The organism is Hominimerdicola alba 8, assembly GCF_000178155.2.
GTDB classification, from domain to species: domain Bacteria; phylum Bacillota; class Clostridia; order Oscillospirales; family Ruminococcaceae; genus Hominimerdicola; species Hominimerdicola alba_C.
Window position 1 is genome coordinate 1 of sequence record NZ_ADKM02000023.1, and the last position, 24,041, is coordinate 24,041.

Genomic DNA, 24,041 nt, shown 5'->3' on the forward strand with positions numbered 1-24,041 from the left:
ATGTCCAACACCGATGTCGCAATCGTCATCGGCGCAAACGATGTCGTTAACCCGTCAGCAATTAACCGACGAGTCCAGCCCACTCTTACGGAATGCCCATTAATCAACGCATTTGAAGCCCGCACAGTCTTCGTGCTTAAGCGCGGCAAGGGCACAGGTTTCTCAGGTGTCGAGAACCCGCTGTTCACCAACGACAACACCGTCATGATCTACGGTGACGCTAAACAGACAGTCGCTCAGCTGGTAAGCGAGTTTGAGGATTAACATTTTTTCGGGGACTGCAAAGTCCCCGTTTTGCTAGGGAGGAGAGCGTATGGCAGGCGGCATTTATTCGCCCGAAATGGTCATAAAAAATGCTTTGGTAGATGGTCAGCTGACTGATATCGAGATAACATGCGGCAGGATATCAGCTGTGGGAAAAAATCTGCCGACTGCTGACTGCATGACAATAAACGCCGGTGGTCTTATGGCTTCGGCGGGGCGCATTTATTTGTGTGACGGCGGAGGTCTTGACGGCGAAGAACTTCTTTTTTCGGGATTTTCTACCGTTGTCTTTCGGCGCAGAGCGGCAAGTCCGTCTGTTTCTGACTGCATCAAGCGTGCCATGACAGTTCCGCTGAATTTTGCGGTGTTATCTGATGACGATGCTACCGTATCCTCATTTTCTGACGGTGCGCTGCCGACTTGCGGAAGTGAGATCATATCAGATCATGTGGGTGCTGTTGAGGTCGGTATGCTGGCTGACATTTTCCTTTGGACGCGGCAGGGAAGTCCCAAAACGCCTGAAAAGATAATAAAAGGCGGCAGGCTTATATTTGACCGCAGCATAAGCCCTCGCCGCGATATCATCTACGCCATGTCAGAGCCGCTGCGCTCGGTGTTTTTTACCACGCAGGCCGGTGCTGACAGCTACATCGGCAAAAAATTGGTTGGTGAGCGGTCGGTCGCCACTATTGTCTATAGCGATCCGCCTTAAAATTCAGACAAGATCCGGTCACAAAATCCATAGATCCGAACTTTTGCGACTGGATCTTGTAAATTTAAATAGTTGGATTGCTATAGTTTTTTTATATTGATCGTTGACCGCTCTGCCGCTTTGCAGAGCGGTCTTTTGTTAGCAGAACGTGTTTTGATCAGTGGATCGTGCTTGACTTTTCAGACCGAAATATGTTATTATATAATATAGTTATCCCTTTAGTACACCCAAAATATGCCAATATATCGAGTAGTCGCTGAATTGATGTTATCTTTTCCCTCAGCCTGCGTTTGGGGGCAGGATAACCGCTAACTAATTCAATTTTTGATATAACACCGCTTATTGTGGCGTGTCAGCGGGATAAACACCTTTTGGCTTTGCTGATATTGGTCTTAACGGTCGCAAAAATATCTGCAATCTGTTATCGGAGGATCGAAAATGTTGGACAAAATACTTGAAATTGACGGACAGATACTCCTGTGGATACAGGAGAACCTGCGCATGGCACTGCTGACACCTGTGGTCAAGGCAATAACCTATTCGGGCAACGCAGGCATAATAGCGATAGTCACGGCGATAATACTGATGATAATACCAAAGACGCGCAAGCTGGGCTTTCTCTGCGGGGCGGCGCTGATAGTCGATCTGCTGGTGATAAACCTGACGATAAAGCCCGCAGTCGCCCGTATACGACCATACGAAGCAGTCGAGGGGCTTAAACTTATCATAAGCCGCCAGCACGACCCGTCTTTCCCATCGGGACACAGCGCGGCTGCATTCACTATCGCGGCTGTCATGCTGTATGAAGTCCCGCGCAGGATAAGCATACCTGTGCTGTTATTCGCTTTCCTGATGGGCTTTTCGCGGCTCTACGTGGGCGTGCATTACCCCACAGATGTCCTGTGCGGCGCAATGATAGGCGTTATCATCGGTCTGACGGTCTGCGTGGTATACCACAGGTGCATCGCCAAAAACAAGGCAAGGTTACACAGATAAACAACATCGCGGCGGGCGAAAGTCCACCGCGTTTTTTATGCCCCTTTCAGCCGAAAAAAGATGTTTGAGAAATGTTAAAAAGCGCGGACATATCTTGAAAATCTTGTAAAAACATGCTATCATATTCTCAGGGAAAAGATAAGGGAGGGCTTGCAAATGATAAAAATACTGGTAGTCGAAGATGATAAGGAACTGAACTCAACAGTCTGTAAATACCTTGAACTCAACGGTTTCACAGCTGTCGGCTGTCTTAACGCACAGGACGCTTACAATGAAATGTACGGTCAGAACTTCGATATGATAATAAGCGATATCATGATGCCCAAAACAGACGGCTTTGAATTTGCCGAAACTGTACGCAGTCTGAACAAGGAGATACCAATTATCTTCATGACCGCTAAGGACGATATGAACTCCAAACAGCGCGGCTACAGGCTTGGGATAGACGATTATCTTGTTAAGCCCATAGACCTTGAAGAACTTGTGCTTAAAATAGGTGCTGTCATGCGGCGGGCGAAGATAAGCCTGTCAAAAGTGCTGAATGTGGGCAGTCTTACCATGAATGCCGATGAGCAGAGCTGTACCCTTAACGGCGAGGAGATAGCGCTGACGGTGCGCGAGTTCAATTTGCTGTACAAACTGCTTTCAAATCCCAGAAAGACCTTTACACGCGCCCAGCTGATGAATGAGTTCTGGGATATCGAAGCCACATCGGGTCTGCGCTCGGTAGATGTCTACATGCGCAAACTGCGCGAAAAATTTGAGGACTGCAAAGATTTCGAGATAGTGACCGTTCACGGTCTTGGCTATAAGGCGGTATTAAAATGAAGAACAAACATCTGGCGGGATTGTATAAGTTTGTAATATTTTTCATGCTTATCGCATTTGTTGTCACATGCACCATGTACCTGTTCCTCCATTTTATGGAATACACCGATGAACAGATACGCCGCGCCGCTCCCATAACGTTTGCAAATGTCATACTTATGACCTCGATATTCTGGGTGTTCGACACCGCAAGGCGCAAGTTGTTCACCGAGCGCCCTGTCAGGCAGATAAAGCGCGGTCTTGAAAAGATAGCAGGCGGCGATTTTACCGCCCGTGTCGAGCCTGTTGGCGTTATGTCGGGCATGGCTGAGTATAACGAGATAGTCGCTTATATCAACAAAATGGCGGCAGAACTTGGCAGTGTCGAAACGCTGAGGACAGATTTCGTTTCAAACGTTTCCCACGAGATGAAGACACCTCTCGCTGTTATCCAAAACTATGCGGCTTTGCTCGGTTCACAAGGTCTGTCTGAGGAAGACCGCATCTTATACGCCAGCGCCATAAACGATGCGACAAAGCGTCTGGCGGCACTGATAACCAATATACTTAAACTGAACAAGCTGGAAAATCAGCAGATATTCCCCGAAAGCAAGCCTTTTGACCTCAGCGAACAGGTCTGTGAGTGCATACTGGGATTTGAGGAACGCTGGGAGGAAAAGTCCATCGACATCGACACCGATATAGAGGACGGTGTTATCATAACCGCAGACAGCGAACTGTTCAGCCTTGTCTGGAACAATCTGTTCTCCAACGCCATAAAGTTTACCGAAGACGGCGGCAAAGTCAGCATTAGTGTAAAACAGACCGCTGAGAGCGCCATAGTCAGCGTCAGCGACACAGGCTGCGGTATCGACCCCGAAACAGGCAGGCATATTTTCGATAAATTCTATCAGGGCGACACTTCCCACGCCGCACACGGGAATGGTCTGGGACTGGCGCTGGTAAAGCGGATAATCGACATAACAGGCAGTGAGATAGATGTAACATCAGAGGTCGGCAAGGGCAGTACCTTTACCGTCACGATAAGAAAGGAAGATCACTATGAATGAAAAATTCAGCTATAATTATTCAGCAGGCAGACAGGCTGAGATAGACAGGATACGCGAGAAATATCAGCCCACGCCCGTATCTGCGCAGGAAGAGAAAATGGCTCGTCTGCGCAGATTAGACTCCTCCTGCGAAAGCGCCGCGCAGGTCGCAGGACTGGTGTTGGGGATAGTCGGCACGCTGGTCTTCGGGCTTTGTATGTGCTGTTTTATGGTCTGGCATCACTATGTTCTGGGTGTTTTGCTGGGGCTGGTCGGTCTGCCGATGATAGCGGCGGCAAAGCCTGTCTACGACAGAGTGCTTAAAACTATGCGTGAGAAGAACGCACCTGAGATAATACGCCTGACCGATGAACTGAAAGGCGGGGCATGAAAAATTTCGGCAGATTTTTCAGACTGCGTTACAAATACATTGTCATCACCGATATATCAGCCCTTATACTCACTGTTTTTGCGCTTAAAAAACTGCCGCCCGCAGACCCGATATCTGTTTTCGCCTATCTGCTTTCGTCCTACGCGCTGGTGACGACCGTGATAAATTTCAAGCCGATGATACGCCGCGCAAAACAGCTTGTCACAGGCGATGAACTTGCTTTGGTACGCATCATAAAGTCGAAAATGCGCGCACATGAAACAACAAGGCGCTACCTCGAAGAAAAGGATTTCCGCGCAGAAGTTTCGCTTCGGTCGGGGCTTTGCGTGAATTTGTTCTATGCTGTCCTCAAATGGTCATCGGGACTCTATTACCATTCGGCATGGCTTATATCTGTGGGCGTATATTATCTTATATTTGCGCTGATACGCTTTGTGCTGCTGAAAAACAACCGCAGTTCTGACAGTAGTGAACGTTCGCGTATCAAAGCCTATCGCAGCTGCGGTATAATGCTTTTTGCGATGAATGCGGCTATGGGCGGCATGGCAGTACAGATGGTCATTTATGACCGCGCGAACCAGTATTCAAAGACACTTGTCATTCTTTCGGCGGCGTATACCTTTTATATGTTCACCCTTGCGATCGTGAACATGGTAAAGTTCAGCAGATCGAAAAACCGCATACTTACGGCGGCTAAAGACATGTCTTTTGTCGGCGCGGCAATGTCAATGTTCTCTTTGCAGACTTCTATGCTCGCCGCATTCAGCGGCGATAACGAGCGCTATTTCCGCAGACTTATGAACTCGCTTATGGGAGGGGCAGTTACCATAACAGTGCTGGTCATTTCACTTTTCATGATATGGCGCGGCACCCGTGAACTGAAAAAAACATATCAGGATAATAAATAAGAGGGAAGTCACATCGACTTCCCTCATTATTTTCAGAAATTATTTTGACACCCGCAATTTTTGACAGGTCATATATCCCACTCAGTCCTGATGCTGTACCTTGCAGGAAAACGCAGTTTAGATATCTCGTGCATAAAAGCGATGGTGCCGTTGTATTTGAAATCAACTATCTTCACGTTGCTTTTCTCCAGACTCTTCGTTGCCAGATCCCACGCACCGTTCTCACCCAGCGCACGCATGTATATCTCGGTGATGCCCTTGAGTTCGTCAGCCTTTTCTGCGTGTATACGCAGTTTTCCGCGCCTGAAACAGCTGGGGTCTACCCCGCGATGTTCCATCATAACTTCATTCTTTACCATACTGAACCTCTCCTTCCTTAACCGCATTACATTCTTCATCTTTCGGTTAATACAAGTTCATACTCTCGCAATTTAACTTAAACTTCTTTCGATTTGGTATTTTATCATACTTTGCCGCCCTCGTCAAGTAGTATCGGATAATTTCGTATAATTAAACAAATGTGAAGAAATTAACTCTCAAATTTTGGCGATAATCAAAACCTGTTTTTGACATTTTTGTGAAAATTCCCCGATAATGCGATATCAAATTTATACAAGTCCTAAATTAAGGACTGTTAAACCGTGTTGTGACAAATTCTGACCGATCAAACCATTTTTTTGCGCATGAATTTGCTCCTGCAATTATTAATTTTCATAATATGCTATTGACTTGATGACAAAAATCTGGTAAAATATAATAAAATCGGTATCTCTATTTATAGAGGGGAGGAGTTTGGGTGGATAAAAAGGATATCCGCATACTGACCGAACTGGCTGTTAATTTTGCCGAAGTCAGGAGTGAAGAAGAACTCGCAAAAGTCATTGAATCTGCCGCCGAAGAGTTTGAATGTGATGATATAGGTGAACTGAAAGTCGCGCTTTATCGGCTTGGCGGCAGAATGCTCTGCGTTGATGCTGCCGACAGGGATGCAGTGAGAAACAGGCGTCTGGCGTGCCTTACAGATGAAGAAAAGAAGGAACTTAAACTGGTCGAAGAGATCATTGACGGCAATCTGCTGAAATATCATTTCCAGCCGATCGTCAGTGCGGTGAATGGAGAGATCTTTTCCTACGAAGCGCTCATGCGTTCGGCAGGTGACCCTAAAATGACGCCTTTCCATATACTGAAATATGCGGCACTCAAAGACAGACTTGAAGATGTCGAACGTGCGACTTTCCTGAATGTGCTGGGGCTGATCGAACAGAAAAAAGATGAACTTTGCGGCAGGTCTGTATTTATAAATAGTATACCTGATGTCAGGCTGTGCGAAGAAGATGTGGCTAAGATCAGCGAACTGCTGAAAAAGCACTCCGACTGCACAGTGGTAGAACTGACTGAGAGCGCCGAAGCTGACGAGGGTCAGCTGACTGTCCTTAAAGAAAGGTACGGCAGTCTTAATGTGCGTATAGCGGTCGATGATTATGGCACAGGCTATTCAAATGTCAGCAATCTGCTGAGGTATACGCCGAATTTTGTAAAGATCGACCGCTCACTGCTCAGCGAAATAAATATCGATCCCAAAAAGCGCCACTTTGTTCGTGACATCATCGAGTTCTGCCACGATAATAACATACTTGCGCTTGCAGAGGGTGTCGAAACGAGCATGGAATTGAAAACTGTCATACTGATGGGCGTAGATCTGATACAGGGCTTCTACACGGCAAGACCCTCAGCCGAACTGACAGCCGATATCCCCTACGAGATCAGACAGGAGATAAGGCGATATCAGCAGCAGCGTATCGATGGCAAGGAAACACATGTCTATAAAGTCGAGGGCACTGAGCGCGTACTGCTTGAAAAGCTAAAAAAACACGGCTACAGGTGCCTGCGCATAATGCCGTCCGAACAGGCCGGAGATATCACTCTGGTCGGTGAGCCGTCGCTGGACTCGCGCGTCAATATCGAGATAGATGACGGTTATAAAGGCAAACTCTCGCTGGAGAGCGCTCATCTCGCCAACAGCAAGAATCGCCCCTGCATCAGTCTGGGCGAAAACTGTGAGGTCGAACTTTCGATATTCGGTGACTGCAAATTGAAAGATGGCGGCATTCTTGTACCCGAAAGTTCGGAACTGACTTTCACAGGCATCGGCGCACTGGAGATAGATATCAATACTTCAAGCTACTACGGTATCGGCGGACATAGAAATATGCGTCACGGCAGACTGTCTTTCTCTGCCGATGTTGAGTACAGTATAACTGCTTACGGCGAATCGGGTACCTGCATCGGTTCGGGGCTTGGCGGTGAGATAGATATCCATCGCGGTGTTTTCCACCTGCTGGTGAACAGCAACAGTGGTGTCGCTATTGGCGCTCTGACAGGTTCGACCGACCTCGATATACGCAACTGCGGCATCGACCTGAATGTCACTATCGCGCAGGGCGTTATGATAGGCAGTCGTGACGGCGATGCTGAACTCAAACTTCACGGCATGAGTTTCAAGACCATCACAGGCGGCAAGGAAGTTGCGTGTCTTGGTTCGCTCAACGGCAGGTCGAATATCGAACTGTTCAATTCAAACTATGTGGCAGATGTCCGTTCTGACAGTATGACTGTTTTCGGCTCGCTGTGGAATGACAGCAAGGTAGATATCAGAAATCTCTCTATGAATGTTATGGCGGCAGGTCAGCGTGCTTACGTTTTTGGCGGACTTGCAGGCAGGACTCAGCTTGAAATGAATAATACCGACAGCCGGATAAAGCTGAATACTCAGCTTGACGGCATAACTTCTGCTAAGGGCGATGATCTGAGATTTGGTGATGGCAGATACAGGATATATTTCAACGATGAGGAGATCTCGGTCACACCAGACACCTGATGAAAAGAATTATAGGATAGGTTAAGCAAATGATAGCATAATCACTTCCATTTTCGGGGGAAATATGCTATCATTTTCTGTATAGAGGGAATGTAAAAATGAAAGGAGATACTCCAAAATGTATACTGCAAATGAAAAACGCTATGAAAAAATGGTCTATAACCGCTGTGGCAGGAGCGGTCTGAAACTGCCTGCCGTATCGCTGGGTCTGTGGCAGAATTTCGGCTACGGCAACAGCTTCGCAAATGTTGAAGAGATGTGCCGCACAGCCTTTGATCTCGGTATTACTCACTTTGACCTTGCCAATAACTACGGTCACCCCTATAACGGCTCGGCTGAGGAAAATTTCGGCAGGGTGCTCGATAACGGTCTGCGTGCTTACCGTGATGAACTGGTGATCTCCACCAAAGCAGGCTATGATATGTGGGCTGGTCCTTACGGCTGTAAACACGGTTCGCGCAAATATCTCACAGCTTCTCTCGACCAGAGCCTTAAGCGCATGGGTCTTGATTATGTTGATATCTTCTATCACCACGTTTTTGACCCGGAAGCTCCGTTGGAAGAGATCGCTCTCGCTCTTGATAATGCCGTAAAACAGGGCAAGGCGCTGTATGTCGGCATTTCTAACTACAACAAGGCGCAGACTGCTGAGATACAGGCTGTCTTCCGCGAACTGAAAACCCCTTTCATCGTAAATCAGCCCAGCTTTTCAATGCTCAACCGCTGGGTCGAAGATGATGGACTTGACGGCTACTGCATCGATAACGGCGTGGGTCTTGCTGTGTTCTCGCCGCTCTATCAGGGCTTCCTGACAGACCGCTATTTAAAAGGTATACCCGAAGACAGCCGTGTCGGGAAAGGCAACACATGGATAGGCAGTCAGCTTACTCCCGAAATGGTGGAAAAACTCAATGCACTCAACGATATCGCCGCCGCACGCGGTCAGAAACTCTCGCAGATGGCTGTTGCATGGCTGTTGAACAATAAGGCAGTGGCGACCGTACTTTGCGGTGCAAGCAAACCTCAGCAGATCGTTGATAACGTTAAAGCTATCGAGAACCTCGAATTTACAGCAGAAGAACTTGCAAAGATCGAAGAAGTGCTGAAAAAGTAACTTCCCGAAGTGTCACACATTTTCAAAAGACCCCGCCGAACTTACAGTTCGCAGCGGGATCTTTTCATAATTATCGCACTTATGTAAATTTCTGCTTGACATTTCTACTCAGTTGTGTTATAATAATCTAGTAAGCCGCTGTGGTGGAATTGGCAGACACAAGGGACTTAAAATCCCGTGACTGATTTTAAGACCATCGTTCGCCCCGATCTTCGCAAGCGGCTCATAAATAGCGTATCTACAAGGTTTACTGAAAAGTGTGGTAGAAAATACCTGTTCTGTGTTCGAGTTTTTCTACCATTTTTCTACCACTTTTTCACTTCCTATGCAGAGCGTTTAGAACTGCTGAAAATGAAGAAGCAGAGAAAATTGAATATTTGCCGCTGTGGTGGAATAGGCAGACACAAGGGACTTTGATGTTTGTACACACTTTTTGAGTGTGTCTACGGTTGAACCGTAGAGAGTGCCCACAGAGAAATCTGTGGAGTAGAAGTCGGCTAAAACGGTGAAGGCACAAACAGAACGCCGTGCTAACCCTTTTGGGTGAGTGTAGAGACTTTACACCGACTACCTAAGTCCGAAAGGATATGGTAAAGACCAAGTCCAGACTACAACACACTTTTGTGTGGCTATGGTAACATAGAGTAGTAAGAAAATCCCTCGCCCCTAAAGCGTACCGGTTCAAGTCCGGTCAGCGGCACCATAAATCATCGTAAAATCGGGCTTTTTATAAGTCCGATTTTATTTTTTGCCCGTTTATCTACCAAGCAGTCACATTTCTTTCATTTCTTCGTGTCATCAGCCGTATTTTGGCTTTCTACCCTCTTGCTTTCCGCAGCAAGCGGTCTTTCGACAGCTCCGCCACCGAGGATATTGGCGATAGTATTAGCTGAGTCAATCTTAGAGTTGAAATCCAAGTGACTGTAAAAATCAGCGGTTACATGGAATGTGGAGTGTCCAAGCCACTCCTGGATTGCCTTCATAGGCACACCGTTAGCAAGAAGCAAGCTCGCACAAGAATGTCTCAAATCGTGAAAACGAATCTTTTTCAGCTTGTATTTCTTGATAACATTTGCGAAATGGTCAGTAACATAGTTAGGTGTGATAAGCCTTCCAAACTCATCTGTGCAGATGTAATCTTCATATTCGTGATCGTATCCGCTTTTCAGAACCGTAGAGCGGTATTCGTCCTGCTCTTTTTTCGCTCTCAGCACATCAGCAATGTACGGAATAAGCGGAAGTGTCCTGTGACTTGCTTTGGTCTTTAACTTATTCTCAAACTTCACAACGAGCTTGCCGTCCTCATAAACATTGTAAGCCTTTGCGTGAATGGTGATCGTGTTGTTGTCGAAGTCGATAGCGTCCCACCTCAGACCGATGATCTCACTTCTGCGGAGTCCATAGTAGGCAGCGATAAGCACCACTACCTCCATACGATCTCCTCTGAAAACAGAAAACAGTCTTTCAAGCTCTTTGGAATTATAGAATGTCGCTTCATACTTGTCGAGCTTCGGACGGTCTGTCTTTTCAGATTCGTTGCAGGAAACAAGCCCGATCTTCACAGCATACTTCAATGCCTTATGGATATTTGCGTGATAGTGCTTGATTGTGTTAGCGGTGATTCCCTCTGCAAACTTATCGTTATAGAACTTCTGAAGCTCCACAGCAGTCACCTCAGCAAGCGTAATGTCAGGAAACACCGTATCGAAGTAGCGAACCACGCTGTTGAGCTTCTGCGAATAGCTTTCGTATGTCGTTTCGGCAATAGTGGGCTTGATAGTTTCCAGCCAATCACGAAGGAACACTGTGAACTTGTAGTCGCCAGCCGTGAGCTTTTCCTTTGCCTTCTGCTGTGCTTTCTTGAACAGCTTGCCATTCATGTAGTCCTCATAGAACGCCGTGACGATCTCCTCGACCTTGAGGTTCAAAGCCTTCTTAGCACATTTTTCAGGCAGATCCGTACCGATCCATTTCCTTTTGCGTTTTCCTTCGTTGTCCTTATAATCAAAGACAACATAGTGTTTACCGCCTTTGACGGCAGTAATGTACTTAAAGGGCAGACTTGATTTCATTTTCATTGTAATTTAACCTCCTTGCAATTATGAAATCCTGGTAGAAAGTCTGCTGTTGTATTATTAGTATAGCGCAGTATTTGTGGAAATTCAAGCGTTTTTGAAAGTCCCGTCCGCATTTCTACCAACCAGTCATTTTTTATCAGGATCGTCGCCCTTCTGTTGTGCGCATTGTCGAACGTAAATATATTCTATAACTTCTATCTTAGCTGCCTTGAATGTATTTCCACATCGAAAAGCTCTTATTTCTCCGGTGCGAAGAAGCCTATATGCTTTTTTCAAGCCAATACCTACCATTTCAGCAACATCTTTAGCTGACACAACATCAGGGTAATTCTTAAACATCTTATTATAGCTTTTTTTGGTAAGAGCCATAGACTATTCAACACCTCCAATATATCCCTTGTAGATTAAGCAAAGTAATTGTATTCAGTTTTCAAGATACTATGCCGTAAGAACGGCAGTACATCGTCTATCCGTTATTTTTATGCCAAATAGTGATATACTATTGGCAGACACCCTGCATGACACAGGGTATCTCCCGATAAACCAAGACAAATAGGCAGGCTAATACAAAGAGGCTATTGCGTCAATGCGATAGCCTCTTTTGTATATGTAAAGTATGTTAAAATAATATACATAAAGGGCTGAAAGGGATTGACAAAACCCTCACGAATTGATATAATATAATGGAGTATTTGTGTATATTCGGAGGGATACGATGAATGTATTTGATTTATTCTGCGGCTGTGGTGGCTTTTCAAAAGGCTTTCAAAGCGCAGGTTTTGATATAAAATTAGGAATAGATATATGGCAAGATGCTATAACGACATATAATCATAACTTCCCTAATGCAGTAACTATTACTGAGGATATTTCTAATCTTAAAGGCGAAGATTTGCTTTCACGCGCGAATTTAACGGCTGATGAGGTCGATGTAATTATTGGTGGGCCGCCTTGTCAGGGATTTTCTCTTTCGGGAAAGCGTATGATTGATGATCCTCGAAATATTCTCTACAAATCTTTCGTTAGAATGGTTTCTGATATTCAACCTAAAATATTTGTGATGGAAAATGTCCCCGGATTAGTTAAGCTCTTTAAGGGCAAGGTTAAAGATCAGGTAATAGAGGATTTTAGTAATCTGGGATATGAAGTAACTTTAGGGCAGCTAACCGCTTGTGATTATGGTGTTCCGCAAGCCAGAAAAAGAGTTTTCTTTGTTGGAGTGAATAAATCGAAAATCAAGCACACAGAGAAGTTTGTGTTTCCAACTCCTACTCACGGTGACAAGATTGCTTATGTAACTTGTAAAGATGCTATCTCAGATTTGGACTTTATTGGTGATACTACATTGCTTCAAGAACATGATGCTTATCAGATTTCAGCACAGAACGAATATCAGGTTATGATGCGAAAAAATGCAAAAGAGTTACTCAATCATGTAACCACAATACATACTGAAAAGACAAGAAGTATTATAGCATTAGTTCCTGACGGCGGAAACTATAAATCACTGCCAGAAGAACTTCAACAAACAAGAAAAGTCAATATAGCTTGGACAAGAATGGATAGTCAAAAGCCCTGCTTTACGATAGATACAGGGCATAATCACCACTTCCATTACAGAGCAAACCGTGTACCTACTGTTCGTGAGTCCGCAAGAATCCAGTCTTTTCCTGACGATTTTGAATTTATTGGAATAAAAACAAGTCAATTGAAACAGGTTGGAAACGCCGTTCCACCGTTGCTGGCTCAGGCGATTGCAACTGCGGTTATTGATGTTATCAAAAAGGGGTGATTTTAGTGTATAACCACGCAAACCAGTACAGATGTACAATAATAAGAGGTAAATCACAGAAGGAAATAGATGACCTTCTTCCAGCTTATGCCTTAATCATATCGGATATATGTCCGTGTGTTAAAGAAAAATTTGAGGAGCAATTCAATGAAAGGCTGAAAAAATACCTTCCTGCCGACAAACAGGTTAAGAAAACGTTAGATAATCATAGGACAGAAATTGCTGGGAAACTTTTCGGTATGTATTTTGCTTCATCACAAGATGACGATGCTATCGTTTATCCTTCAGAGAGAACACTAAAATTTCTTGAGGATAATGACCAGCCAGCATTTTTTAAGGATGTCTGCTACAAAATGCAGTTTCCTAATGGAATGAGTAAGCCTGCAAACGCATATGAAGTGATTTGTAATAATGTTAGCATACGTCAATATTGTTACTTGTTAAAAGTTCTTTTGCTTGCAAAATATGCCAATATTACGCTTACTAAGAGCGATATTGGCTACTATGTGCTTAATAACCTTGATGTTTTACAGAGGAAAGCTACTCCAGCAGAAGTAATTGAGCAAATAGATAAAGATAGAAAAAACAGGATAGAGCGAAAAGTACATACTGACGGTAAGGCTTCAAGTTATGATGTTCAACATATAAACGAACAGATAAACTATCTTGAATTAGCAAATCTCGTAATTATTGACGATAAAGATGTTTCTATAAACCCTAACGAGATGGAAACCGTTCAAATGTTTGCTGATGAATATAACAGTGATCCTATGTTTGATTGTTCAGCGTATAACTTTGATACTGTTGAGGGCAGGAAGCTCTTTTCACAAAAATGGAATGAGTATTTTTCAACACTTAGCAATGTTTCTGACAAATTCGCAACGTCAATTCAGGCGCTTTCCCCCACAACTGAGGATAAAAAGGAAGATAAGAAGAAAAGTACAACCGGTAATAAGGTCGAACTCGGTGATGAGGGCGAGGAGTTTATCTTTGAATATGAAAAGAAGCGTGTATCAGCGTTTAATGCTCGTTTAGCAAGTAAGGTAATTGCACTTGGTAAGCAAAAGGGACTCGGATACGATATTCAGTCTGTAGTAGCCGAGCCAGGTGACAAGGCGGAATATGTTAAGTATATTGAGGTCAAGTCAACTAAGAGAGTGACAGCACCTGATATTGACAGTACAACTTGGTATGACACATTAAACATAACAAGAAATGAGTTCGTAGCAGCACAACAGCACGGTGATTATTATGCAGTATACAGAGTCTACTTTACTCGTGACGGTGTTACTGTTTTTGTAATGAATAATATAAAGAAGAAGTATGAGGACGGTAAGGTTGAGATTACACCTTTGACTTATCGTGTCGATTTTAGCAGTAAAGCAGTTGATTCTGTCCTTGATACAAGCATTGGAGGTTAATTATGTATAATGTTGTATCTCTGTTCTGCGGCTGTGGCGGTGCAGATATGGGGACAGTTGGCGGTTTTGTTTTCAATAAGAAGAAATACAAGAAGCATCCTTGCAAATTGGTTTTTTCGTGCGATATAGACCAAAAAGCAATAGACACATATAAGGCGAATTTTAATTCAGATGAAGTGATATGTGGCGATGTTTGCGATTTGCCTTCTGAAAACGTACCACCATGCGATATTCTAACAGGCGGATTCCCTTGTCAATCTTTTTCGACAGTTAACCCCACAAAAGATCCTTTTGATGATAGAGCTAATTTGTATAAACAAATGGTTCGTATTGTATCTGCCAAGCAGCCAAAAGTCTTTGTGGCAGAAAATGTTAAGGGTTTTATGACATTGCATAAGGGCGAGATATTCCGTAAGGTTATTAAGGCATTTGAAGATGCTGGTTATAAAGTATATGCTAAACTTATCAACGCAGCCGATTATGGTGTACCTCAAAAAAGAGAACGAGTGATTATGGTAGGTATTAGAAATGATATATTTCAGAAAAATGGCGATTATTCATTTCCTCAACCTACAAACGAAGGCAAATGGGTTCCTCTTTCAGTTGCTGTACCTGAACTTGCTATTGAAAACCAAAGATATTATTTCTCTGAAAAAGCAGTTCAAGGTATGAAGAATGCAAAGAATAATATGAAAAGAGGATTGGCTCAAAACTTGGATGAGCCTTGTCTTACAGTTACAAGTCATCTTGCTAAGGTAAGCCTTAATTCTCGTGATCCTGTCCTTTTAGTTGACCCTGCAAAGGAATTGTACAGACGATTTACCCCTCGTGAAGCTGCAAGAATACAGTCATTTCCTGATAGCTTTGAGTTTGCAGGGAGTGAAGCCTGTGCGTACAGACAGATAGGCAACGCTATTCCGCCAGTGATGTTTTGGCATATAACTAACTCTATCATAAACTATCTTCAAAAAGATTGAAAATTAAGCATACTATGACACTCCGCTCATGTTTGAATGGAATACTTGGCGAGCTATGACTATACTTGATGGTGGCAACATTGTTGAGAACATCAAATCTGATGATAATGGTAATCCGTTTTCAACAGCTTCGGGCAATATGGCTGATATAGTTTGTGATTATGGAAAATTTGCACTCGCAGTTGAAGTAACAATGCAAAGCGGACAAAAACAATACGAAATGGAAGGAGAACCTGTATCAAGGCATTTAGCTAAGCTCAAAAATGAGACAGGAAAAGAAGCGTATTGTTTCTTCATTGCTCCAAAATCAATGAATCCTGCATAGCTCACTTCTTTGTTCTTCATAAATTGAACTTGTCATCTTATGGCGGAGCGTCAGTTATCATTCCTCTGGAATTAGATGTGTTCACAAAGATGGTCGAACAATCTGGTAAGGCGACTTACGAGCCTTCTCCAGAGTAGGTGCATAAGTTTTGTAAGTATTCTATGGAAGTTGCTAAGAGTGTAAACAACGAAATGGAATGGTATGAAAAGATCAGAAGCAAGACACTTGATTGGCTTGCAGCATAAAAGAGGTGCTTAATGGAACGACATATTGGAACTTGGTACAAAGAGTCTGAAAAAGATAAAACTGAGGTTGGCGAACTTATAATTGACGGAAACAATATTGAGTTTTACAGCCGCTTTTATGAACCAGCTTTCCCAACTACATTTATTGGTAGCGATGGACAATTCAGTTATAAGGTATTTGTTAATGGAATAACTAACGGCGGACAAAATAGAACGATAGAAAACACCTCATCCCATAGCAATGGCGAGCTGCCGAAACAACTCGCCCTGCTGATTATTCGTCCTCATCGCTGCACTCGTCAAGCCCATGAAGTAGCTGAATGTATACACACTCAGCTCGTTCATGTTCCTCGCCGCCTGTGGACATCATCATTTCAAGAAAATAAGCCTTTGCTTCCTCATAGTCCGTCCAGACATCACGCCTGCCGTTGCAGACAGTCGTGACCTTGCGTGTTCTCGGCATTGCCAATTCGGGTATTGCTAACATATACCGCACCTCCAATTTCATAGTAACCATATTATAGCCTACAATGCTCTCGGAGTCCAGCATATTGGAATAATTGTAATAATTCTTATGAAAGGCGCAGCAATATCACATTTTTCCTCGGTGCAATATGCCTTATGTCGCAAAACGCTCTCTGAACGCTCAGGGAGCGTTTGCAGTTTCAGGAGTATAACTTATAACTTTCTCCATAACCGTCACAGACGGCTCAGAGGGGCTATTCCGTTCGGCAGAGAGCTTGTTATCATTCAAGGTAAGATTTCTTTTGCTTCGCCTGCGTCCTCTGACGGCTATGCTCCCTCTCACGCTTCATCTGCTGTTCGTTGATGTACTGGCGCACCTGACGGGTGTATTTCTTCGCCGTTTCACGCTTGGTGAGGAATGCGGTATGCTCGACATTAAGCCTGTTCCACTTCGATTTCAGCTTGTTGGACTTCTCCAAAAGGTCAAGCATTGTCGGCGGTTTGCCGTCAACAGCATACCTCTTGATATGCTCCTTAATGTATTTGACTGTTGCTTCATAGTCCTCGATCGTGGCGGCATTTTTCTTCTTGAAACGGCTCTGCGACCAGCCCGATTTGCCCTGATACTCCTTGTAAACAGGTTCCAGCTCGTCACGGTGCTTCATCTTTGCAATGAGAGTGTCGATAGCTGTAAACCTCTTTTTCAGATCGGCAAGCTCAGTTGTGTGGTCATCGGAGTGAGGTGTATTGAAGAAGAATCCAGACAGCTCACTGAATGACATAACGCCACCAGCTTCAAGGTCTGCGATGATTTCATCGGCTCTGCCCATACCTCTGATAGCTTTCCACGGATCTTCTTTCTTTTCAGGTGCTTTACTCTCGGTAGGTGTGGGCTGTGGTGTCAGGGCAGACGGCTCAGGCTTCGGCTCGGCGGGCTTGGTTGCAGTTGCGTTAAGCATATCAAGCTGTGCCTGCCGTCTTGCTCGTCGGGCTGCAAAGAACTTCTCAACCTGTTCCGCAGCAGCTTTCCTCTTTGCAGTTTCACTCGTTTCCGTGATAGCTTCAGGCTCGGCAGATTGTTTGGGCTTTGTCTGTACGGTAACTGTCTGTGTCGGCTTCGGCTCGGTCTTTGGAACAACAGGCTTCGGCGTTTCGATAAGCATATCGGGAGTGACATTCGCCGCTGACAGCTTTTCCTGTATCTCTGCTATCTGCTCGGCTATGCGTTCGGGGGTGAAGTCTGCGCCCAGGGTGTCGGCTCTTGTAAACTTCTGTTGACCGTCACCTGATAGCCTGAATTTCAGCTTAACCTTATTGCTCGGCTTATACACATATTCGATACCGCACTCACTGCACTTTTCAAGAAAGTCCTTGAAGTCACGGCTGTAAAGCATGACCTCTGCAATTCTGACACGGAGTTTATCTTTCCACGACTTGCCCTCTTTCTGCATTTCATTCTCGTAATGTGATACACCCTTACCAATCGGTTCAATAACGGATATGCCGTGTTCGGCACATATCTCGTCCGAAATCTCACGCAGCTCTGCCCACGCTCTTTCTGACTTCCTGCCCTGATTATGCTCGGTGGTGAAGCTCAGTCCGTTATACAAATTTGTGTTGTTGAAAATGATATGACAATGCAGGTGGTCTTTATCGTTGTGAACAGCAATGACATACTGATAATCGCCTTTCAGATAACGGTCACAAAGCTCCTCACCGATCTGCATAGCCTGTTCGGGTGTGACTTCACCAGGGGCAAAGCTCTGTATCATGTGGTAGGCAAGGATTTGGGTGCGTCCTGTGCCTGTTCCTCGGACTGTTCGGAAGTCCTCGCTTGCTCCTGCACTGTCGCTTCGGCAAGCATAAGAGTTGACATATATACCGTTGACGGTCTTATCTCCGTTTGTGATGTAAGCGATCGCTGCGCTGACTGTTGCCCTGATCGTATGGATAGAAGTGTATGCCAAATTTCATTAACCCCTCTCTTTATCTCGGTAATATCCTCGGCATAGATGTGACCTGTGCTGTAAAGTCGGACAAGTATCTGATTGATGTTCGCTCCGATGCGTTTCATCAGGCGATTGCATTCGGCAATTTCGGAACGGTCGGGCGTGAGATCAACCCTCGCCCGAACACAGTCACGGATATACTCGGTTTTGTTCTTGTAACCGTACTGCTCACACTTTGCTATGATGTCCTGCATTTCCGATTCCGTAAAGCGTACATTCAGCGTGTGGGACTTCTTCTCCCTCTTACGTTTCAGGTACTTGCGTTCATCGTCGGAAAGCTCGTCCTCGGACTTGTTTGCAAGGCTCTTGTCAAGGTCGGCTCTAACCTCTTGGTCAAGTGCGTGATTGATAGCACCCTCGTAAGTCATACCCTCGAACTCCATAGCCTTGCGCTTGGGTGGTCTGCCTCTCTTGCGTTTTGTATTTTCCATAGTGGAACTCCTTTCTTTTACTCAATCGGCATTAGCCGATTTCTCTTTGTCTGCTCCGCAGACTTCGGGGCTTGGGGTGTCCCCAACAAGCATTTGGTATTTTCGCTCGCTGTGCGGCGCAAAATACAATGCTTGTTATTTTTGTTGCGCTATGGCGCATATTTTTTTCGCCTGAGCTTATCTCTCTGCTCAGGCTTTCGATGCTCCGTCAGCGAATTCGGAGCTATGCGACTTAATCTCTCCGCCGCTTTGGTCGGCGGTCATACTCGCTCACGCTCCTGCGTGATGCCCTCATTCATCATCACTCTTGGAATTGTAATCTGGTACGGCGCAGTTATCGTGCTGGGAGTGCGGCAGTCTGGTGAAAATCGCCCTCAATAGTTATTACCAAAATAATCATGGCTTCGTTAACCATAGCCTGCTAAAAAATTGAGTGCTTCTCGGATAGCGTATTTGTGCATAACGGAGAATATCTCGGCGGTACTTAACGAACGGCAGAATAATTTGGTATTGATATGTAGAAGGTCATAGTTTCTCTGTATCATTAGTGGTAAAAGTGAAGCTGAATACACTGGAGCTTTTTGAAATTCCCCATAACATTCTGTCGAACGCAAAACTCTAATGAAACAGAAAGTTTGAGCGCAATACCAGTAGACAAACGGCTTTATTGCGCGCTATAATATTATCGTGGGGTATGTGAGTATCCTGCAATATCAGATGAAGTGAGGTGATGTGAATGAGTAAGAAAGCAAAAGCTGAGATTGCTGACGAGTCCGCCGTTATCATTACGGATACCGTGCTTGCCGAGAATCAGGCAAAGCTCGACAGCTATGAAAAGGCTATCAAGGCTGTGCAAGAGCGCAGGCGCAAGGTCATCATTGATAGCAAGCTCTACACCTACGATAAGCTCTCACAGCTTTACGGCGGTGCTGAGGGGCAGGCACTTCTCGATGCTGTGACGGTTGAACACGGTCTGATTGAAAAGCTGACCGCAAGCGGAATGACCTATGAACAGATCGGAGAGCTGGCTGATGATAGTTCTGCTAATGCCGACAACAAGTCGGACGATGATGCCGATGGACAGACTTCGTTCTTTGATGAGAAGCAGAACCCCTATGCGGTTTAAGATATAGACCGACAACAAAACGATTATAGCGATGTCGTCGGGTGCTGTCCGACGCGCACAAATCAGATACAGAAACTTTGGGCGCAATACCTATGGACAAGTCTCGGCGGTGCGCGCTATAATATTACTGTGCAGGCGTAACGTCCCTGCAACAAAAAGCCTATGCGTGTAGAGATAGATAATCGCAGGCGGAAAGGAGACAATTGAAAGAGACAACTACTACCGCAGAGAAAGAGAAGGTAGACTGCTCCTACTCGGAGTATCGTATCGGTCTGACAACTTACCGTGTCAAGATCAGTTTCAATTCAGATACAGATGAAAGTCTGGAAGATATTATCAACCGGCTTATCGCCCATGAGATAGAAAAGTCTGCGTGAACAGATAACGGCAGGCTTGATATTCCCGACTTTCTGAGTATATCATAGCCTGCTGTTTTTTGTCGGAAAGTGAGGAAATAATGACAGACAAAATTACAGCACTCTATTGCCGTCTCTCGCAGGAAGATATGCTTCATGGGGAGAGCAATAGTATTACAAACCAGAAGGCAATCCTTTCAAAGTTCGCCGCTGACAACGGTTTCCGCAACACCAAGTTCTATGTAGATGACGGCATTTCGGGAACTACATTTGAGCGTGATGGCTTCAAAGCAATGATGGCTGACATCGAGGACGGCAAGGTCGGTATCGTGATAACGAAAGACCTTTCAAGACTCGGTCGTGACTACCTGAAAACAGGCGAGCTAATCGAAATGGTGTTCCCTGATTATGATGTCCGCTATATTGCGATCAATGACGGTGTGGATACCTTAAAATCAGAAAATGAGCTGATGGCTTTCAAAAATATTGTCAGTGTCACAAATGGATACGCAACTATTCTTCAAACAAAATAACCGGTAAGTATCAATCTTCTGATGTATCACCACGCCCTATATGGGCGTTTTTTCTGTCCTTTAGCGGCTTGTCGATCAGCTTGTAATAGACATGAATATCACGGACAGCCTTCTTGTCATTCGGGTTCTCATCAATGGTGATGTACTCGATAAGTTCCAATGCCATCTGACGGGTGAGCTGTTCTGCTCCTGCATAGGATCTCAGACGGCGGATATATTCATCCACATCAGCTTCGTCCTGCTGTTCGGTTTGAGTGCGCTGATGAAGTTCATCGTATTCCGCTGTCAGCGTATCTTTTTCTGCCTGATACTTTTCAAGAAGTGGAATACAAACCTTTTCGGGAACTCTGCCGAGCGCCCTGTCCTCATAAGCTGTTTCAATTAGCCTGTCAAGCTCACCTAAGCGTTTTGTTATATCCTGCAAGCGTTTCCTGTCAGCATTCTCTTGTAAATTGTTCAGTCCACGCTTTCTTGCAAGATACTTTTCCCTTGCTTTATCATCATTCATCACAAAGTCGATCTGACGCTGAATATCAGCAAGCACAACACTTTCAAGTGCTTTTAGAGTTATGAAGTGTGTGTTGCAATACTGCTTACCAAATCTGGCGTACAGACCGCAGGTGTAGTTTTGAGGTGTCTTGCCTGTCATGGAAGATGTAAATTTCATCTTCGTACCGCAAGTGCTGCAATAGCACATACCCGACAGAGGCTTTACTTCACCTGTTTTGGTTGACTTGCCTGTACTCACGGAATCCTCCAGCTCACGAACCTTATCCCATAACTCCTTAGAGATGATCGCTTCATGATTGTTCTCATGAACGATCCAGTCGCTTTCATCTCTTTTAATGACCTTATGGTTCTTGTAGCTGACAGTGGTCATTTTCATTCTTGCGAGCGTACCGATATAGATCGGGTTGTGCAGGATACGTTTTACCGCCTGCGTACTCCAGAGGTGATGAGAATACAACGGAGTTGCTTTTCCTGCTTTCGTGTAGTGATAATCGGCAGGTGAAAGAATACCATCATCATTCAAAGCCATAGCGATCTTGCGGAGATTTGCCCCCGAAGCCCTCATCTCAAAAATACGGCGGACGATTGGAGCAGTCTCAGGATCGATCACAGGTGTTCTGTTTTCATCAGCGCCCTTATCATATCCGTATGCTGCGAAAGTTGTTTTGTACTTGCCTGCCTTAGCGTTGGTTTCTATGACAGCACGCAGTTTTTTCGACGTGTTGGCAGCGTACCACTCATTAAAAACATTTACTATCGGAAGCATCTCCATACTTGCACTGTTATTATTCGCCGTATCTATATTATCGGTCAGTGCAATAAATCGGATGTTGTACATCGGAAAGATATAATCTACATACTGACCCACAGCGATATAGTTTCTTCCGAAACGGCTCATGTCCTTACAGATGATAAGATTGATCTTTCCGTTTTTGGCATCTTCGAGCAAACGCTGTACACCTGGGCGTTCAAAACTTGTTCCCGAATAACCGTCGTCAACATACTCGTCGTAAAGAGTCCAGCCCTGTTCATTGATATAATTGGTCAGGACTTTTCTCTGGTTTTCTATCGAAAGGGATTCACCCGAACGCTCATCGTCCTTTGATAAGCGAAGGTACATTCCCACATTGTAATTGGTCTGCTTTGGTAACATCATAAACTCCTTTCTCCCCAAAGCGACCTTTACCGATATAGCTATTATAGCGCAATATATAGGTAAAGGCAATACCTTTTGAGGAAAAATTTTAAGCCGATTTTACCGACGGAACAAGTCTGAGCATTTCACTCAACGCTCTATCCTCAGCATACCGATACATCACGTCATTGATGTCTTTGTCTCCGATGAAATGACTATGCACACGATAACGTCTGCCGTCCACTTCATACTCGTTGATTTGAACGGGACAGTCCTTGTACTGCTCGTTCATTTCCTGCATTGTTCTGTTTTTCATAGCTTGTTACTCCTTTAGCTTCTCTATCTCTATGCTTTTAGAGCGAGGGGATCGCTTTCTCTATCTGCCCCTCTTTTGGTTTGTGTGTTTATAGCTGTGCGGAACGGCAAGTGCCGTCCCGTTTACAGCTATCGTTTTGTTGTCGGATATATTATTAATCCGAGTAAGGATCATTCTTCTCAAAGAAAGAAGTCTGTCCGAGCATTTCTTCTTCGTCGGCAACATCGGCATAGCTGTTATCCGACACGGATTTATCATCAGCAACAGACGTAGCCGCCTGCTCATGTTCTCTTGCAATCATATCGGCAAGAGCCTGTCCCTCACAGCTATACTGCCTGCACAGCGACTGATAGATCAGCAGAGCCTTCTGCTCGCTCAGCTTTTCGCATTCTGCCGTGTCGGACTTTATACGCTCTTTCAGCTTGCCGATCTTCTCATCGAGCTTCGTGATCTTCTTTGCGATGTCAGCCATATCATCACCACCGTTCGTTTCAGATTTCGGGAAGATACCCGATGATAATATTATAGCGCGCAACGCTTCACTTTGTCTATTGGCAGTGCGCATGAACTTTGGTGTGTCAGATGAGTTTTGCGTTCGACAAATTGTTATGGAGAATTTATTTTTGACAGCAAAAGCACATCGCAATGATACTGCTTTCAAGCATCGGAAACAGGATTATTCAATACAAGTCGCATAGCTCCAAACACTCTGATGAGCGCCTGAGCGACTATGAGAGATTGCTCAGAAATATTTTCACGAAAGCGATGAAAACAAACCAATCCGACCTAAGCGGTCGGAAGACTATCAAAATCAAACCCAGCAAGCTCTGCATATTGTGTACACAAGTTCACAATATGCGCTGGCTTTGAAAATCAAATAAAAGATTGATTTCAAAACCAGCAAGCACGGTATTCATGGGGTACATTTTGAAAAATGACCACCCTGAATACAGGAGCTTGTTAGAGGGTTTGCACCCCTAAGACCCCGCTTGAAAAATGAAAGAAAAAGTGATATAATAGATAATAAAAATGGGCGAATACAAAGATTTTGGAGGTTTGTCTATGAATGTAAAATCAGACGAGGAACGGAAGTCAAAGGTGCTGAAAGTCCGCTTGAACGACAAGGAGTTTGCCAAGCTGAAACAGTATACGGAGGAAAGCGGTCTGCGCTCAATGTCGCAGTATATGCTCAACTCCATTATC

The 24,041-nt window shown here is 44.7% G+C and carries 24 protein-coding genes and 1 pseudogene; 16 read left to right on the forward strand and 9 right to left on the reverse strand.

What is annotated here, in order from left to right; genetic code table 11:
- The 7 genes from CUS_RS01995 to CUS_RS02025 form a co-directional block, all read left to right on the forward strand.
- A partial coding sequence (locus tag CUS_RS01995; RefSeq protein ID WP_002847253.1) for an NAD(P)(+) transhydrogenase (Re/Si-specific) subunit beta occupies positions 1-264 on the forward strand: 264 nt, incomplete at its 5' end.
- Positions 265-313: 49 nt separating this feature from the next.
- Complete coding sequence (locus CUS_RS02000) at positions 314-976, forward strand: hypothetical protein (protein WP_002847241.1); 663 nt, start codon at positions 314-316, stop codon at positions 974-976.
- A 438-nt stretch (positions 977-1,414) separates the two neighbouring features.
- The gene (locus tag CUS_RS02005; RefSeq protein ID WP_002847256.1) at positions 1,415-1,972 is read left to right on the forward strand and encodes a phosphatase PAP2 family protein; all 558 of its coding nucleotides are present in this window, start codon (positions 1,415-1,417) and stop codon (positions 1,970-1,972) included.
- A gap of 156 nt (positions 1,973-2,128) precedes the next feature.
- A complete protein-coding gene (locus CUS_RS02010; protein WP_002847251.1) occupies positions 2,129-2,800 on the forward strand; it encodes a response regulator transcription factor in 672 nt (223 codons plus the stop codon).
- The gene (locus tag CUS_RS02015; protein WP_002847255.1) at positions 2,797-3,849 is read left to right on the forward strand and encodes a HAMP domain-containing sensor histidine kinase; all 1,053 of its coding nucleotides are present in this window, start codon (positions 2,797-2,799) and stop codon (positions 3,847-3,849) included. Before CUS_RS02010 ends, CUS_RS02015 begins: the two co-directional genes overlap by 4 nt.
- Positions 3,842-4,219 (forward strand): hypothetical protein, encoded by a 378-nt coding sequence (locus CUS_RS02020; protein ID WP_002847257.1) that lies wholly within the window; start codon positions 3,842-3,844, stop codon positions 4,217-4,219. The genes CUS_RS02015 and CUS_RS02020 overlap by 8 nt, the downstream gene beginning before the upstream one ends.
- Positions 4,216-5,127, forward strand: coding sequence for a hypothetical protein (locus CUS_RS02025; protein ID WP_002847246.1), 912 nt, complete (start codon positions 4,216-4,218; stop codon positions 5,125-5,127). The genes CUS_RS02020 and CUS_RS02025 overlap by 4 nt, the downstream gene beginning before the upstream one ends.
- A gap of 68 nt (positions 5,128-5,195) precedes the next feature.
- On the opposite strand, the gene CUS_RS02030 is transcribed toward CUS_RS02025, so the two are convergent.
- Entirely contained in the window at positions 5,196-5,486 is a 291-nt protein-coding gene (locus CUS_RS02030) for a hypothetical protein (RefSeq protein WP_002847268.1), read from the reverse strand.
- 437 nt (positions 5,487-5,923) lie between these two features.
- Here CUS_RS02030 and CUS_RS02035 point away from each other — a divergent pair, with 437 nt between their 5' ends.
- A complete protein-coding gene (locus CUS_RS02035; RefSeq protein WP_002847239.1) occupies positions 5,924-8,005 on the forward strand; it encodes an EAL domain-containing protein in 2,082 nt (693 codons plus the stop codon).
- 118 nt (positions 8,006-8,123) lie between these two features.
- A complete protein-coding gene (locus CUS_RS02040; RefSeq protein ID WP_002847234.1) occupies positions 8,124-9,119 on the forward strand; it encodes an aldo/keto reductase in 996 nt (331 codons plus the stop codon).
- A 782-nt stretch (positions 9,120-9,901) separates the two neighbouring features.
- Here CUS_RS02040 and CUS_RS02045 read toward each other — a convergent pair.
- On the reverse strand, positions 9,902-11,197 hold the full coding sequence (locus tag CUS_RS02045) for a tyrosine-type recombinase/integrase (RefSeq protein ID WP_002847259.1): 1,296 nt from the start codon (positions 11,195-11,197) through the stop codon (positions 9,902-9,904).
- 126 nt (positions 11,198-11,323) lie between these two features.
- Positions 11,324-11,566 carry a helix-turn-helix domain-containing protein gene (locus CUS_RS02050; protein ID WP_002847245.1) on the reverse strand — a complete coding sequence of 81 codons (243 nt, stop codon included), beginning with the start codon at positions 11,564-11,566 and terminating at the stop codon, positions 11,324-11,326.
- 346 nt (positions 11,567-11,912) lie between these two features.
- On the opposite strand from CUS_RS02050, the gene CUS_RS02055 reads away from it, so the two are divergent.
- From CUS_RS02055 to CUS_RS20140, 4 genes are read left to right on the forward strand one after another with little or no spacing between them, the layout of a single operon-like run.
- Positions 11,913-12,989 (forward strand): DNA cytosine methyltransferase, encoded by a 1,077-nt coding sequence (locus tag CUS_RS02055; RefSeq protein WP_002847248.1) that lies wholly within the window; start codon positions 11,913-11,915, stop codon positions 12,987-12,989.
- Between the two features lie 5 nt (positions 12,990-12,994).
- Positions 12,995-14,410 carry a protein NO VEIN domain-containing protein gene (locus CUS_RS02060; RefSeq protein ID WP_037276122.1) on the forward strand — a complete coding sequence of 472 codons (1,416 nt, stop codon included), beginning with the start codon at positions 12,995-12,997 and terminating at the stop codon, positions 14,408-14,410.
- A 2-nt stretch (positions 14,411-14,412) separates the two neighbouring features.
- Positions 14,413-15,387: a DNA cytosine methyltransferase gene (locus CUS_RS02065; RefSeq protein WP_002847252.1), complete on the forward strand. Its 975-nt coding sequence runs from the start codon at positions 14,413-14,415 to the stop codon at positions 15,385-15,387.
- Positions 15,388-15,442: 55 nt separating this feature from the next.
- Positions 15,443-15,712, forward strand: coding sequence for an AlwI family type II restriction endonuclease (locus CUS_RS20140; RefSeq protein ID WP_207635690.1), 270 nt, complete (start codon positions 15,443-15,445; stop codon positions 15,710-15,712).
- A 519-nt stretch (positions 15,713-16,231) separates the two neighbouring features.
- Here CUS_RS20140 and CUS_RS02075 read toward each other — a convergent pair.
- The 3 genes from CUS_RS02075 to CUS_RS20295 form a co-directional block, all read right to left on the reverse strand.
- On the reverse strand, positions 16,232-16,444 hold the full coding sequence (locus CUS_RS02075; protein WP_002847263.1) for a hypothetical protein: 213 nt from the start codon (positions 16,442-16,444) through the stop codon (positions 16,232-16,234).
- Between the two features lie 259 nt (positions 16,445-16,703).
- Entirely contained in the window at positions 16,704-18,302 is a 1,599-nt protein-coding gene (locus CUS_RS02080) for a relaxase/mobilization nuclease domain-containing protein (RefSeq protein ID WP_242831529.1), read from the reverse strand.
- A complete protein-coding gene (locus tag CUS_RS20295; RefSeq protein WP_002847247.1) occupies positions 18,191-18,862 on the reverse strand; it encodes a plasmid mobilization protein in 672 nt (223 codons plus the stop codon). The genes CUS_RS02080 and CUS_RS20295 overlap by 112 nt, the downstream gene beginning before the upstream one ends.
- 736 nt (positions 18,863-19,598) lie before the next feature.
- Here CUS_RS20295 and CUS_RS02090 point away from each other — a divergent pair.
- From CUS_RS02090 to CUS_RS02095, 3 genes and pseudogenes are all read left to right on the forward strand, one after another.
- A complete protein-coding gene (locus CUS_RS02090) occupies positions 19,599-19,988 on the forward strand; it encodes a hypothetical protein (protein ID WP_002847254.1) in 390 nt (129 codons plus the stop codon).
- A gap of 203 nt (positions 19,989-20,191) precedes the next feature.
- Positions 20,192-20,365, forward strand: a complete 174-nt coding sequence (locus CUS_RS18995) for a transposon-encoded TnpW family protein (protein ID WP_002847244.1) — start codon at positions 20,192-20,194, stop codon at positions 20,363-20,365.
- A gap of 80 nt (positions 20,366-20,445) precedes the next feature.
- Positions 20,446-20,832 (forward strand): annotated as a pseudogene (locus tag CUS_RS02095) (recombinase family protein); the annotation flags it as partial.
- Between the two features lie 55 nt (positions 20,833-20,887).
- Here the strand turns inward: CUS_RS02095 and CUS_RS02100 are convergent.
- From CUS_RS02100 to CUS_RS02110, 3 genes are all read right to left on the reverse strand, one after another.
- Complete coding sequence (locus tag CUS_RS02100) at positions 20,888-22,540, reverse strand: recombinase family protein (protein ID WP_002847262.1); 1,653 nt, start codon at positions 22,538-22,540, stop codon at positions 20,888-20,890.
- Between the two features lie 91 nt (positions 22,541-22,631).
- A complete protein-coding gene (locus tag CUS_RS02105) occupies positions 22,632-22,838 on the reverse strand; it encodes a hypothetical protein (RefSeq protein ID WP_002847238.1) in 207 nt (68 codons plus the stop codon).
- Between the two features lie 154 nt (positions 22,839-22,992).
- Positions 22,993-23,310: a hypothetical protein gene (locus CUS_RS02110; RefSeq protein ID WP_037276135.1), complete on the reverse strand. Its 318-nt coding sequence runs from the start codon at positions 23,308-23,310 to the stop codon at positions 22,993-22,995.
- Between the last annotated feature and the right edge of the window lie 731 nt (positions 23,311-24,041).

What these genes read in the sequence shown, in the direction of transcription:
- CUS_RS02100 (WP_002847262.1), bottom strand. Translation starts at nt 22,540, where the DNA reads ATGTTACCAAAGCAGACCAATTACAATGTGGGAATGTACCTTCGCTTA.
- CUS_RS02030 (WP_002847268.1), bottom strand. Translation starts at nt 5,486, where the DNA reads ATGGTAAAGAATGAAGTTATGATGGAACATCGCGGGGTAGACCCCAGC.
- CUS_RS02110 (WP_037276135.1), bottom strand. Translation starts at nt 23,310, where the DNA reads ATGGCTGACATCGCAAAGAAGATCACGAAGCTCGATGAGAAGATCGGC.
- CUS_RS02020 (WP_002847257.1), top strand. Translation starts at nt 3,842, where the DNA reads ATGAATGAAAAATTCAGCTATAATTATTCAGCAGGCAGACAGGCTGAG.
- CUS_RS02105 (WP_002847238.1), bottom strand. Translation starts at nt 22,838, where the DNA reads ATGAAAAACAGAACAATGCAGGAAATGAACGAGCAGTACAAGGACTGT.
- CUS_RS02090 (WP_002847254.1), top strand. Translation starts at nt 19,599, where the DNA reads ATGAGTAAGAAAGCAAAAGCTGAGATTGCTGACGAGTCCGCCGTTATC.
- CUS_RS02045 (WP_002847259.1), bottom strand. Translation starts at nt 11,197, where the DNA reads ATGAAAATGAAATCAAGTCTGCCCTTTAAGTACATTACTGCCGTCAAA.
- CUS_RS02010 (WP_002847251.1), top strand. Translation starts at nt 2,129, where the DNA reads ATGATAAAAATACTGGTAGTCGAAGATGATAAGGAACTGAACTCAACA.
- CUS_RS02075 (WP_002847263.1), bottom strand. Translation starts at nt 16,444, where the DNA reads ATGTTAGCAATACCCGAATTGGCAATGCCGAGAACACGCAAGGTCACG.
- CUS_RS02015 (WP_002847255.1), top strand. Translation starts at nt 2,797, where the DNA reads ATGAAGAACAAACATCTGGCGGGATTGTATAAGTTTGTAATATTTTTC.
- CUS_RS02040 (WP_002847234.1), top strand. Translation starts at nt 8,124, where the DNA reads ATGTATACTGCAAATGAAAAACGCTATGAAAAAATGGTCTATAACCGC.
- CUS_RS02065 (WP_002847252.1), top strand. Translation starts at nt 14,413, where the DNA reads ATGTATAATGTTGTATCTCTGTTCTGCGGCTGTGGCGGTGCAGATATG.
- CUS_RS02050 (WP_002847245.1), bottom strand. Translation starts at nt 11,566, where the DNA reads ATGGCTCTTACCAAAAAAAGCTATAATAAGATGTTTAAGAATTACCCT.
- CUS_RS02005 (WP_002847256.1), top strand. Translation starts at nt 1,415, where the DNA reads ATGTTGGACAAAATACTTGAAATTGACGGACAGATACTCCTGTGGATA.
- CUS_RS02055 (WP_002847248.1), top strand. Translation starts at nt 11,913, where the DNA reads ATGAATGTATTTGATTTATTCTGCGGCTGTGGTGGCTTTTCAAAAGGC.
- CUS_RS02025 (WP_002847246.1), top strand. Translation starts at nt 4,216, where the DNA reads ATGAAAAATTTCGGCAGATTTTTCAGACTGCGTTACAAATACATTGTC.
- CUS_RS02000 (WP_002847241.1), top strand. Translation starts at nt 314, where the DNA reads ATGGCAGGCGGCATTTATTCGCCCGAAATGGTCATAAAAAATGCTTTG.
- CUS_RS20140 (WP_207635690.1), top strand. Translation starts at nt 15,443, where the DNA reads ATGACTATACTTGATGGTGGCAACATTGTTGAGAACATCAAATCTGAT.
- CUS_RS20295 (WP_002847247.1), bottom strand. Translation starts at nt 18,862, where the DNA reads ATGGAAAATACAAAACGCAAGAGAGGCAGACCACCCAAGCGCAAGGCT.